Annotated in this window: 10 protein-coding genes and 2 pseudogenes; 4 read left to right on the top strand and 8 right to left on the bottom strand. The window is 63.1% G+C overall.

Features of this window, described 5'->3' with window-relative positions; translation table 11 throughout:
• Positions 1 to 1,474, top strand: a 1,474-nt coding sequence (locus ACRDUX_RS39980; RefSeq protein WP_526422946.1) for a phytoene desaturase family protein, incomplete at its 5' end; no start/stop codon positions are given.
• Positions 1,475 to 1,482: 8 nt separating this feature from the next.
• Positions 1,483 to 1,791 (top strand): annotated as a pseudogene (locus ACRDUX_RS39975) (nuclease); the annotation flags it as partial.
• Positions 1,792 to 1,852: 61 nt separating this feature from the next.
• On the opposite strand, the gene ACRDUX_RS39970 reads toward ACRDUX_RS39975, so the two are convergent.
• The 6 genes from ACRDUX_RS39970 to ACRDUX_RS39945 all read right to left on the bottom strand — a co-directional run bounded on the left by ACRDUX_RS39970 (position 1,853) and on the right by ACRDUX_RS39945 (position 8,346).
• The gene (locus ACRDUX_RS39970; protein ID WP_526422944.1) at positions 1,853 to 3,109 is read right to left on the bottom strand and encodes a dipeptidase; all 1,257 of its coding nucleotides are present in this window, start codon (positions 3,107 to 3,109) and stop codon (positions 1,853 to 1,855) included.
• A gap of 25 nt (positions 3,110 to 3,134) precedes the next feature.
• Positions 3,135 to 3,968 (bottom strand): ABC transporter ATP-binding protein, encoded by an 834-nt coding sequence (locus ACRDUX_RS39965; protein ID WP_526422942.1) that lies wholly within the window; start codon positions 3,966 to 3,968, stop codon positions 3,135 to 3,137.
• Positions 3,965 to 4,768, bottom strand: coding sequence for an ABC transporter ATP-binding protein (locus ACRDUX_RS39960; protein ID WP_526422940.1), 804 nt, complete (start codon positions 4,766 to 4,768; stop codon positions 3,965 to 3,967). The genes ACRDUX_RS39965 and ACRDUX_RS39960 overlap by 4 nt, the downstream gene beginning before the upstream one ends.
• Positions 4,765 to 5,646: an ABC transporter permease gene (locus ACRDUX_RS39955; RefSeq protein WP_526422938.1), complete on the bottom strand. Its 882-nt coding sequence runs from the start codon at positions 5,644 to 5,646 to the stop codon at positions 4,765 to 4,767. Before ACRDUX_RS39955 ends, ACRDUX_RS39960 begins: the two co-directional genes overlap by 4 nt.
• On the bottom strand, positions 5,643 to 6,656 hold the full coding sequence (locus tag ACRDUX_RS39950) for an ABC transporter permease (protein ID WP_526422936.1): 1,014 nt from the start codon (positions 6,654 to 6,656) through the stop codon (positions 5,643 to 5,645). The genes ACRDUX_RS39955 and ACRDUX_RS39950 overlap by 4 nt, the downstream gene beginning before the upstream one ends.
• Before the next feature lie 115 nt (positions 6,657 to 6,771).
• Positions 6,772 to 8,346 (bottom strand): ABC transporter substrate-binding protein, encoded by a 1,575-nt coding sequence (locus tag ACRDUX_RS39945; RefSeq protein WP_526422934.1) that lies wholly within the window; start codon positions 8,344 to 8,346, stop codon positions 6,772 to 6,774.
• Between the two features lie 543 nt (positions 8,347 to 8,889).
• Here ACRDUX_RS39945 and ACRDUX_RS39940 point away from each other — a divergent pair.
• Positions 8,890 to 10,128 carry a PucR family transcriptional regulator gene (locus ACRDUX_RS39940; protein ID WP_526422932.1) on the top strand — a complete coding sequence of 413 codons (1,239 nt, stop codon included), beginning with the start codon at positions 8,890 to 8,892 and terminating at the stop codon, positions 10,126 to 10,128.
• A gap of 9 nt (positions 10,129 to 10,137) precedes the next feature.
• Here ACRDUX_RS39940 and ACRDUX_RS39935 read toward each other — a convergent pair whose 3' ends face one another.
• Positions 10,138 to 11,382, bottom strand: coding sequence for an NAD(P)/FAD-dependent oxidoreductase (locus tag ACRDUX_RS39935; protein WP_526422930.1), 1,245 nt, complete (start codon positions 11,380 to 11,382; stop codon positions 10,138 to 10,140).
• A 158-nt stretch (positions 11,383 to 11,540) separates the two neighbouring features.
• On the opposite strand from ACRDUX_RS39935, the gene ACRDUX_RS39930 reads away from it, so the two are divergent.
• Positions 11,541 to 11,720 (top strand): hypothetical protein, encoded by a 180-nt coding sequence (locus tag ACRDUX_RS39930; RefSeq protein ID WP_526422928.1) that lies wholly within the window; start codon positions 11,541 to 11,543, stop codon positions 11,718 to 11,720.
• Here the strand turns inward: ACRDUX_RS39930 and ACRDUX_RS39925 are convergent.
• Positions 11,706 to 12,265 (bottom strand): annotated as a pseudogene (locus ACRDUX_RS39925) (carboxyl transferase domain-containing protein); the annotation flags it as partial. The gene ACRDUX_RS39930 and the pseudogene ACRDUX_RS39925 sit on opposite strands and share 15 nt — an antisense overlap.

Below are 12,265 nucleotides of genomic sequence, written 5' to 3'. Positions count from 1 at the left end.
CTGCAACACCGAGGAGTTCGCGCCCGGCTACCGGGCGTCGACCGGGGCTTACGTGCTGTCGATGCTGCGCGAAGCCATCTGGCAGGACATGCAATTGGAGCGCCGCGGGATCTTCGTCGACCCGGCGGGCCCGACGCTGAATCTCTACCCCGACGGGGCCTCGTACTACCTGGGCGACGACATGGCGGAGAACGTCGCGAACACGAAGCGGTTCTCGGCGCACGATGCGTGGGCACTGCCAAAGTTCGAAGAGGACCTCAGCGAGATGGTCCAGCAGGTATTGCCGGTGTTCGACTGGACCGCACCCGACCCGAGGGTTCGCAGTCTCGATGATCTGCGTGGCTTGGCTCGTTTGGGGGGAGTGGGTCTGCGCACCCGCAAGCACCTGGACCAGTTGGCGCGGTTGTTCACCTCGAGCGCGCATCAGATCCTTGCGGAGCGCTTCGAGAGTGAGCACGTCCTGGCCGCGTTGGGCTGGCATGCGATCAACGACAGCGTGGCGGGACCGTCGACCCCGGGGACGGCGTTCGTGTTGCTGCACGACCATGCCAGCGAGGAGAGCGACGGCGGGGTTCGGCAGTGGGGCTTCGTGCGCGGCGGCATGGGCGTGCTGACGGAGACGATGGCGGATGCGGCGCGGGAGGCTGGCGCGGAAATCCGTTGCGATGCAGCGGTACAGTGCATCACGACGCGCGGCGGGCAGGCCACCGGGGTGCGGCTGGTGTCCGGTGAGGAGATCACCGCGACGCGGGTGCTGTCGAACGCCGACCCGAAGCACACGTTCCTGTCGCTGGTCGATCGGGCGGATCTGCCCGATGACTTCGTCCGTCAGGTGGAGGCCTACCGCTGCATGGGCACCAGCATCAAGATCAACTTGGCGCTGTCCGATTTGCCCTATGTGACAGGGCTTCCGAGCGGGGGAGTGCAGCCCTATCACCGGGGCATCATGGAGGTGAATCCGTTCACCGCCGAGATGGATCTGCAGCAGGCGCAGGCGCAGTACGGCCTGGCGGTGCGGGATTCACACGTGGAAATCGTGTTCCCGACAGTGCACGACCCGTCGTTGGCGCCCGACGGCAAGCACATCGCCACGATCGACGTGAACTCGCAACCGTTCCATCTGCGCGACACGAGCTGGGACGACATCAAGGACAAGCGGGCCGACGAGGTGATCACCCAACTGGAGGCGCACTTCCCGGGGTTGAGCGGTCTGATCGAGCACCGCCAGGTGCTGAGCCCGCTGGACATGGAGCGGGTGATGGGCCTGACGGGTGGTCACGCGCTGCACGGCGACATGTCGCCCGACCAGCTGCTGTTCATGCGCCCGGTGCGGGGGTGGGCGAAGTACCGGACCCCCGTGAAGAATCTCTACCTGTGTGGCGCCGGTACGCATCCGGGTGGTGGGGTGACCGGTGCGAACGGACGCAACGCGGCGAGAGAAGTGTTGCGGGATGCGAGGAGACGCCGGGGCTAGCCAAGCCCATGACCATCACCGTCACGGAAACACCCCGGCTCAACAGCTCCGACGCGGCACGTGGCAGGCGCTCGTCGACCAGCTCGAACCCAACGACCTCGTCGTCCCAGGCCAACGCGTTACCGACCATCTCAAGGACCACGAGGTCGATTTCGCCGTCGCGATCGAGGGCGCTGGCATCGTCTGCGTCGAGGTCAATGGTGGCGAGGTCTGGCACGACGGCGAGGGCTGGCGGCAGATCCGCGGCGGCCGCGAGAAGCCGATCGAGCCCGTCTGGCCAGGCCGGCGAAGCCTGCTACGCGCTACGCGACTTCGTCAGCCCAACGGCTTTGCACGCCAACCGTTCCGACATACCCAAGGTTTCTCACAGGACACTCATCACCCGATGAATCCACTGGCGGCCTCTTCGGCCTCGCGCAACACCCTGAGAACGTTCTCGCCCGCGAGCTTCTGCGCATCCGCACGCGACCAACCTCTCGACGCCAGTTCGTTGAACAGGGCGGGATACATGCTTACGTTTTCGAGCCCGACTGTCACCGTCGGAGTGCCGTCGAAGTCTCCGCCGATTCCGACGTGAGCGATTCCTGCCACCTCGCGGACGTGATCCACGTGATCCGCCACGTCGCGCAGGGTGGATTGCGGCGAGGGGTTTGCCTCCAGCCATCGGTCGAGCTGTGCCGCTCGCGTCCCGCTGGCGCGGATATCAGAGTCACTCGCCGGTTGCGCGGCATTCCGGAGCTTGGTCGATGCCGCAGACTCACCGGGTTTGGGTGCTGCGGGAAATCGAGTTTCTTGCGCGGAGACCACGGACCGGTGCGGTGGACGTAGCTCCTCAAGCCCCACACTCACCCGCTGCGCGATCATCTCGGCCTCCCAATCCAGGCATCGCTGCGAAACGAACTCGGGGACGAACGTGACCTGCACCACGCCACCGTTTGCGGCGACCTTCGAGAGGACGTGATCGGATACGTTGCGCGGGTGATCGGTCACCGCTCGCGCGGAGGAATGCGAGAAGATGACCGGGGCAGAGGTGACTGCGAGCGCGTCCAATTGAGTGGACTCGGAAGTATGAGACAAATCGACGAGGGTGCCGATCCGGTTCATCTCCGCGACGACCGCCTTCCCCATCTCATTGAGTCCGGTGGTCTGTCGCAGCCCGGTCGCAGACGCCGCCCACGCCGTGTCGTCATTATGGGTCAGCGTCATATAGCGGACGCCGAGACGGGCGAACATCCGCAGCACGCCCAGCGACTCGGCAATCGAATGTCCGCCCTCGACCCCCATCAGCGACGCGATCCGACCGCTCGCGAACACGCGCTCCACATCGGCCGCCGTCCGGGCAAACCCGAAGGCATCCGGATACCGTGCGACGAGACGGTAGACAGCATCAATCTGCTCCAGGGTCGCCACGACCGCGGCCTCCTCGGCCAAATGCGAGGGAACCCATACCGACCAGAATTGCGCTCCCACCCCGCCGCGCCTCAGCTTCTCGACATCGGTGTGCAGCGCATCCTGCACGGTGCTCAGGCCGTCTACCGAATACCCGAACTTCTCCCGCAACGCCTCGGCGAGATCATTGTGACCGTCAAATAACGGGGTATGCCGAAATAGCTCGGTCGCCGACCATGAATTCACGTCGTTCCTCACTGACTGTGTCGTCTCATCCATCCGCGCGTGACACAACCGCAGCGCCCGTGGAGCGAGCGGGGGTAATCCCGCCCAGATTCCCCAGTCCGTCGACGAGCGGGATGGCAGCGATCAGCCGCCTCGTGTAGTCGTCCTGGGGATCGTTCCACACCTGCTCGACATGCCCGCGCTCGACGATCTTCCCGTGATTCATCACGGCGACCTCGTCGGCGATGACGCGGACCACCGCAAGGTCATGGGAAATGAACATCAGACTCGCACCCGTCCTGAGCGCGAGATTCCGCATGAGGCGGGCGATCTTGGCTTGCAGCGACGCGTCGAGCGACGCGATCGGTTCGTCCCCGATCAGCAGATCCGGGCCTGCGGCAATCGCCCTGGCAATGGCGATCCGTTGCCGCTGGCCGCCGGAGAACTCATTGGGATACAAATGGGCTGCGCCGCTGTCCAACTCGACCTCCTCGAGCAAGCTCGCGACGGTCCATCGTTGGTCACCGGCGCACGCGCGAAGTCCATCTTCGATCTGGCTCGCTACGGTGCGCCTCGGGTTCAGCGACGCATATGGATTCTGGAAGACCATCTGAATCGCTATCTGTTCGGCCGGTCGGCGCCGCAGCCCGAGCTTCCCCACCGGATGCCCGTTGAACAGAACGCTGCCTGAATCCAGGGACTCCAGACCGCAAATGACCCGTGCGAGTGTCGACTTGCCGCTGCCGGATTCCCCCACCACCCCCAGCACGTGCCCCTTCTCCCGGTCGAGACTGACGTCATCCAGCGCGGTGAGGCGGCCCAGTCCCGGTCGACGATAGGTGACCGTCGCCCCGTCGATCCGCAGAAGTTGTTCGCTCATCTGAGGTCGCCGCCTCGGGCCTCGTAGCCGATCGCGTTCGGAAGGGAGGCAATCAGTTGCTGCGTGTATTCCTCACGCGGAGCGGTGATCACGTCGAACCGGTCACCCGCCTCGACAATGCGGCCTCTCCGCATGATGACAATCCGATCTGCCAGCGCCGACATCACGCCCAAGTCGTGGCTGACGAGGAGGATGGCCAAGCCCGATTCATCGCAGAGCTCCCTGAGCAATCGCAGAATTCCCGCCTGCACGATCACGTCGAGGGCGGTCGTCGGTTCGTCGGCGATGAGGATTTTGGGGTTGCAGATGATCGCACCGGCAATGGCAATACGCTGCAGCTGGCCACCCGAGAACTGATGCGGATACTTCTTCAGCGCCGATTCCGGCTCGGGGACCCGCAACTTCTCCAGCACGCTGATCGCGCGTTCGCGCGCTGCCGCTTTGCCGAGCCCCTCGTGGTGTCTGAGATGGTCCGTCAGCTGGACGCCGATATTCAACATCGGATGCAGCGACGCGGTCGGGTCCTGGAAGACGGCGGCGATCTCGCGGCCGCGAAGAGCATTCATCGACCGGGCCGACATCCCGACGAGTTCCCTTCCGTCGTATTCGATCGATCCGCTGACCCGAGCATTCGCCGGCTGCAGGCCGCACACCGCCATACCGGTCATCGTCTTTCCGGACCCGGATTCGCCGGCCAACCCGGTTATCCTGCCGGCGGGAACATCAAAGGTGATGCCGTCGAGGATCTTCGCCGCGCCGATGGTCAGCTTCAGATCCCGGATGCTCAGTCCGGGCGTCATATTCCGCGCTCCTTGACCACTTTGGTGGTCGTCGGGTCAAGCGAATCGCGAAGCGAATCCCCCATCAGGTTGAATGCCACGACGACCGTCAGGATCGCCAGCCCGGGATACAGCGCGATCCACCAGGACGAGAACTGCCGAACGCCCTCCGAGATCATCAGACCCCAGTCGGGCGTGGGCGGGATGGCGCCAAGGCCGAGGAATGACAGCCCGGCCAGATCCAAGATCGCGGCTCCGACATTCAGGGTCGCCAGCACGAAGATCGGTGAAATGACATTGGGCAACACGTCTCTGCGAAGCGAGGTGAGTGAGCTGGACCCAAGGAGGCGACCGGCCACGACATAGTCATTCTGCCGCGCGACGATGACGAGGGAACGGGCGACACGGGCATAGCTCGGCCACGAGACGAACAGCAGAGCGATGAACGCATTCGTGAGACTCGGGCCGAGCGCCGCGGCAATCACCATTGCCAAAATGATCGTGGGGAAGGCAAAGACGAGGTCCGCTATTCGCATGATGACCTCGTCCACGACCTTGCCGAAGTAGCCGGCCACTGCGCCGAGGACCGTGCCGATGGTCATCGAGCACGCCACAACGAGGAAGGCGAGCACCATGGACGTCCGCGCGCCGTAAAGCACCCGCGAGAAGACGTCACGCCCAACGGCATCCGTGCCAAGGAGATTCGTGCTGTCGGGTGCTTGCAACCGTGGGAACGACTGGACGAGCGGATCGTAGGGTGCAATGAGCGGCGCGAAGATCGCGATGACTATCCAAAGTCCAACGATGCTCACGCCGATGATTCCGAGCGGAGAACGTAACGCCTTCGGAAAACGGAACTTCCACTTTCTGGCGTGGACCGCCTCAATAACGTCGCTCACGGGTTCCTCACCCTCGGATCGATGAAGCCGTAGATCACGTCGACGATGAGGTTGACCAGGATATAGATCACGCCGACGATCAAGCCGACGCCCATGACCACCGGCAGATCCAGATGTGTCGCGCCGTTATAGGCGTATTGACCGATCCCATGCCATGAGAAGACCTCCTCCGTCAGTACCGCACCCGACAGGAGGGATCCGAACGAAATACCGATCACCGTGATGATCGGGACCAGCGCGCCGCGGAGCACGTAGCGCATCACTACAGCCCTGGACGGCAAGCCCTTCGCCCGCGCTGCGCGCACATAGTCCATGTTGAGAACTTCGAGGACGGATGACCGCGCGAACCGGGTCAGCAACCCGATCGTAAACAGGGCCAAGACAGATGCAGGCAGGACCAAATGCTCCAGCGCATCCATAAAGGTTTCCCACTGCCCGGCGATCAGCGAATCGACCGTGTAAAACCCGGTCACGTTGGGTGGAGGAATGGTGATCGGTGACAGCCGGCCCGACCCCGGCAAAGCATGAAGTTTGAAGAAGAAAATGTAGTACACCACCAGTGCCAGCCAAAACGTCGGTATTGAAATACCGATCAGACTCACGATGCGGATGACGTGGTCGGTTATTCGGCCTCGCCGAAGCGCCCCCCACATGCCAAGGCCGATTCCGATGAACACCGACACCACAATCGCGGCAACCGCTAACTCGACCGTGGCGGGGAATGCCACGGCAAGGTCCGACGCGACAGGAGTCTTGGTCTGTGCCGAAACCCCGAGATCGCCCTGGAGCAAGTTGCCGATGTAGATCGCGTACTGAACGGGAAGCGGTTTGTCCAAGCCCATGTCGGCCCGGAACTGCTTGACGATTTCTGGGTTCGCGGAGGCCTGCTCGCCCAGTACGGCCTGAACCGGATCCCCTGGCACCAGATTTGTCAGGGAGAAGGTCACCACGGTGACACCGAAAACCAGGACGACTCCGAGCCCGATCCTGATCAGGATGTACCGCAGCAAAGGGTGAAGATAGCGCCGCGTGTGCGGCACATCCGGGACGGGGACCCGACCACTCTCGCCAGGGTCTGCGCCCGGAAGTGTGGAGGGCATGACCCCGTCACCGGCTACCACGTGACTACTTGATGCTCTCGATATCGATTTGCCAGATGGGGTTTGCCGCGGCCGACTCGATCGATTTCACCGTCACCAGATTCTTGACGGGCTGGATGAGGGAGACGAATGGACCCTTCTCATTGAGTGCAACCTGAAGGTCCTGGTATGCGGTCGATCGTTCGGAATCACCGGATGCAGCCACCGCCTTGGCACCGAGCGAGTCAATCTCGCCGTTTGCGCCCTCTTTCCACACGGCACGTAGCCCGAGGTTCTGTCCGGGAAGGTACACGAGGTAGTCCGAAGGGTCCGGGTAGTCGGCTCCCCAGGTCCACAGTCCCATTTGCTCTTTGCCAGCGCGGTAGTTATCGAGCTCGGTCGCCTCCGGGCCGGGGGCCAACTTGAGGTTGATCCCCACTGCCTTGAGCTGGGACTGAATCGTCTCGGCGAACGGCTGCATCTGTAGGCCGTCCAGGGTGATGTCGTTCGGGTAACTCAGCACTACTTCTTCACCGTTGTACCCGGAAGCGGCCAAAGACTTCTTCGCCGCGTCAAGGTCGAACTGGAGCCCCTTCTCCGTCGGCAATGCCCCGAGGAACTCCGATGGCACAACACCGCCAGGTCGCGCGGCACCGTCTCCGGCCAGAGCAAGAATCTTGCCGTAATCCAGGCCGAACTTCACCGCCGTGTTGAAGTCAGCGTTCGAGGTCCACGCGCTGATTGCGGGGGACTGGTTCATCATCAGATACACCGTGTCGGTGGACGGCTCGGTCAAGACATTCACCGCGGACTTGTCAAGCTGCTTCACTTGATCCGGGTTCAGGTCAAGGGCGACCTGCGATTCACCAGATTGGATATTCAGCGCCTGAGTTTCGCCGGCGACGTTCCGCACGACAACGCGCTTCTTTGCCGGCGCGGTGCCGTGGTACTTCGGGCTGGCTTCGAGAACAACCTGTGAGTTCGCGTCATAGGACGACAGCGTGTACGCGCCCGATCCCGCGGAGGTCTTGTTGAGGAACGCCTCCGCTTTATCGTTCTTATCGGTGGTGCCTCCGTTTTCCTTCACAACCTTGGAATTCACAATGCCGAGACTCGGATTGGGAAGGATGAAGGCCAGTGCCGGGTTGGACTGCGGCGATGTCAGCGTGAGGGTCTTATCCGATGTCTTCTCGATCTTGACGTCTTTCAGCATGAATGACGGGTTCCCGGCGATGCCCTGAACCCGTTGCAGCGAGAACACGGCGTCATCCACTGTCACAGCGGATCCGTCGGAGAAGGTTGCCCCGTCCTTCATGGTCAAGGTCATGACCTTGTCGCCATCGGACAGTTTGAACGAGGCCAAGCCGTCAGCCGGCTTCGACACATCGCCGTCCTTGAAGGTGAGCAGCGACTCGTAAAGCGCGTGGTCGAGCATTGACCCGGTCGGCTCGAACTGACGCGCAGGGTCAATTGTCTTGAGGTCGAACGATGTCTCGACTACGACAGACGACGACGCATCGCCGCTGGAACTCGCCCCTCCTCCCCCTCCCGAACAACCCGCCAACAGAATGATTGCTGCAGCGGCCGCGATGGCGGCCTTCCCGACGGAATTGCTCTTCATGTATTTTGTGTTTCTCCTCTGAAGCGGGCTGCGCTTTTGCCCAGTATGGCGACGCTTGGCCCCCGAGGTCTTCAGCCGCGCCAACCAATGATGACCCAATGTCTTGTCGTGAACGACTACGGCTTCCCGAGGTTCCGTGGCTGAAGATGGTGGGGCGAGCGTTCATCGCCTCGCTAAAGTTGCTGCATGAGCCAGTCGAGGTATAAGCCGCGGAGCATTGCGGTGGCCGATTTGCTCCACGTCCTGGACAGCGTTGGTCTGTGGCTGGCCTCGGGAGACTCGCAACTGCGGCTTCCGATAACGAGTCCGACGTTGTTCGACCCGTTGATGCCCCTGAGTGGGCCGCGGAGCGGGATACTGCTGGGGATCGGCCTTCACCCCGAGGCTCCGGCGTCCGCGGAGGTGATCCGCGAAGCCGCGCGCCGCGGATTCGGGGCACTGGTGATCAAGTCGTTCTCGCTGGGTGTCGAAGCGCTCGCTGAGGTTGCGGATTCCGTGGGCATCGCGCTCCTCATCGCCGACGACGAAATCGAATGGCGCCAGTTGGACGCGCTGATCAACTCCGCGCTCGATGCGGCCATGAATGCGGATGACTCTCTTTCGGCCCTGGTGGTCGGAGACCTGTTCGCTCTGGCCAACGCCATCAGCGCGATGGTCGGAGGCGCGACCGCCATCGAGGATATGAAGGAACGCGTACTGGCGTACTCGACGCTGTCGGAACAGAAGATCGATTCCGAGCGCAGGGACGGGATCCTCGGCAGGCAGGTGCCGAAGCTCCCGGCAAACGTCGATCAATATGCGGCTGTCTTCAACGCTTCGGGTGCGATCAGGATCGCCGGAAAGCCGCCGCTCCTGCCGCGGCTAGCCATTGCAGTCCGGGCCGGCTCTCGTGCGCTTGGCTCGATCTGGGTCGTCGACGCTGCAGGGGACCTCGACTCCGATGCCGAACGCGCTTTGGAGCACGCCGCTGATATTGCAGCACTCCATCTGCTTCGCGCCCGCAGTTCAGTCGATCTCGTACGCCAACAGCGGGCCGAGCTGGTGCGCGGGCTGTTCGAATCCGAAGCGGATGCGGGTCTTCTCGCCGAACAACTGGAATTGGACACCTCCGGCCCCTTCGTCCTGGTGGCCTTCCAGCCGCAATTCGCACTCGATGGCGAAGACCTGCAAATGTCGCGCTTGCTCGACCTCATCGCCGTGCAATGTGAGGCGCACGAACACGGCTCGGAATGCGTCGTGATCGGAAATACGGTCTACGTACTGTTTTCGGGGGCGAGGGCGGTGCGCGGATTGGAGGGACTTGCGCGGCGCTCGATCGCCCGGGCGGATTCGGCTCTGCGCATTTCAGTTCGGGCGGCCATCGGCACCATCGTCACCACGATCAGCCAAATTACGAGGTCCAAACACGACGCGGACCTGGTACTGCTCCTACTGGCGAATCGGAAGATGGAGACGAACGTGGCCAGCGCGCTCGACGTGCAAAGCCAACTGACGCTCATCGAACTCGCACGAGTGTTCCGCAACACTTCCCAGCTCGTTTCGCGACAAGCGGAGGCCGTTCTCAATTTCGACGCGCGCACGGGAACGAGCTATGCGAACACGATCCGGACCTATCTCGATTGCTCACGGAACTCGGCCGAGACCGCTAACCGACTTTCGCTGCATCAGAACACGTTGCGGTACAGGCTCCGTCGGGTCGGCGAGCTGTTCGAGATCGACCTGGACAACCCGGATGACACCCTTACCCTGTGGCTCAGTCTGCGGGTCATGGAGTTCGACTGACGGACTGCACTACCGCAGCGGGTCAAAATTCCGGACCAGCTCCGGGGCGCTTCCCTGCGTCATCAGCGCCGCGAGGTATTTTCCGGTCAGCGGACCGAGGGTGACGCCCCACATGCCATGACCACCGCCGACGTAGACGCGAGGTGACCGCGTCGCGCCGATCAGGGGGAGGCCGTCGGCCGTACATGGCCGTGAACCGACCCACTCATCTGTACGGCTGTCCCAATCGATGCCGGCGAGTAATGGTCGCGCGGCCTCGATCACATGGGCGATCCGGCGCGGGTTCAGCTTTGCCGCTACCGAACGAAGCTCCATGATGCCGCTGATCCGGAACTTGTCGCCCAACGGGGTGCACGCTACGTGCTGGGCCGGGAAATCAATCGGATGCGTCGGCATGGCGTCTGGGATGACGCTGAAGCTGTAGCCTCGCCCTGCCTGCACCGTCTGACGCACACCAAAATTGCGGGCGAGGTCGCCCAACCATGCACCCGTCGCGAGAACGACGGCATCCGCGGTCAAAGACTCGCCCGCGTCGGAGATCACCTGCACTCTCGTGCCCTGGAGCTCTCGCACCTCGTCAACGCTGAACCCGCTGACAATGCGGCCACCACGAGCGCGAACGGCGTCGGCGAGCGCGTCGAGAAAGCGGGGGGGATTGAGGTACCGCTGCCCGTATAGCCGCAGACCCGCACCGACATTCGTGCCAAGCACCGGTTCGAGCGAGCGGATCTCCGCTCCGCTCACGAGATCGTAGTCTGCGGCCCCGCCTGCCTCGGTGACAGCGTCCAGGCTCTTCACCAGCACATCCCTGTCCTTAACCGATCTGAACGCATTGAGAAAGGGCTCGGCCGGCACCGTGGGTTCTTCGACCCCTCCGCCGATGAGTTCATCGAACGCGGCCATGCTGCTTCGATTCAGCTCCGTATACACGGCCATCGCCGAACGCCACTTCTCGGGCGTGCAGTGCCGGACGAATCCCAGCAAGAAGCGAACCAGGGACAGGTTCATGGCCAACGGGACAGAGAATGCCGAAGACCTGTTGAACAACGCACCCATCCCGTAAGCGAATGTCTCGGGTGCAGGCAACGGCACCGTCAGGGCGGGGGCGAGCTGTCCGGCATTTCCCCACGACGAGCCCGCCCCGACACCGACTCGATCAACAACCGTCACGTCGACATCGCGCTCCTGGAGGAAGTACGCCGTTGACAGCCCGACGATGCCGGCACCAACAACGATCACGCTATCGAGTTTCATGTTCGCACTGTATCCGGCGAGATGTTGTGCTATGTCACCATGAATTCCACCTTCCTTCGTGCAATTCTACGAATCGGGCGATGGTTCCTCTAGAACCGAATCCCCCCGGGTAGCCCCGTCGATCATCTGGTGTCGCCCGCGACGCCGGCCTAGACGCCATGCACCTGGAAACCTGGGCGGACTCCGCAGCCGTGCGCTACGACCACACCCTGTGGACCGACCTGACAAGCCCGTGGTTCCTCGACGGACCACACGGGGACCTGCTACTCGGCGTGGTCGGAGTCGGCAAGACCCATCTGTCGGTCGGATTAGCAAGGGCAGCATCCCTCCGGCGGTAGCGTTGCCAACCAGCCATGCTGCGCAGCGAGGATGCGATCGGCGGGTAGCAACGCCAAGGCGGCACCTCCGGTGCCCTGGCCGAGGATGCAGGACACGGTGGGTACCTCGAGGGAGACCATCTCCGCGATGCAGCCGGCGATCTCACCAGCCAGGCCGGCTTCCTCCGCGTGCGGGGAGAGTGCGCCCCCGGGGTATCGATGAGGGTGACCAACGGCAACGGCAGGTCGGCAGCCAACCGCATTCCGCGTCGCGCCTGCCGCAGAGCGCCGGGGGTCAGCTGGGTCTGCGTGTGGCGGTCCTGTCCCAAGACCACGCAGGAAGCGCGGCCGAACTGCGCCAGCGCCAACACCAGAGAAGGGTCGTACACCCCACCACCGCTTCCGCGGAGTTGCACCACGGAAGTGGCTCCATAGCAGAGCAATTCGCGAGCGCCGGGGCGGTTCGGCAGTCGGGAAGCGAGTACAGACTTCCAGGCCGGAATATCCTCGGGCAGAGCATATTTCGGTGTGCTCTGAGTGACGTCCATTGCCGCAAATCTGATTAC

Origin of the sequence: Mycobacterium sp., assembly GCF_050701675.1 — a bacterium.
In the GTDB taxonomy this organism is placed as follows: Bacteria; Actinomycetota; Actinomycetes; order Mycobacteriales; family Mycobacteriaceae; genus Mycobacterium.
The sequence above is the reverse complement of the archived record's forward strand: the minus strand, read 5'-3'. Positions and strand labels throughout refer to the sequence as shown.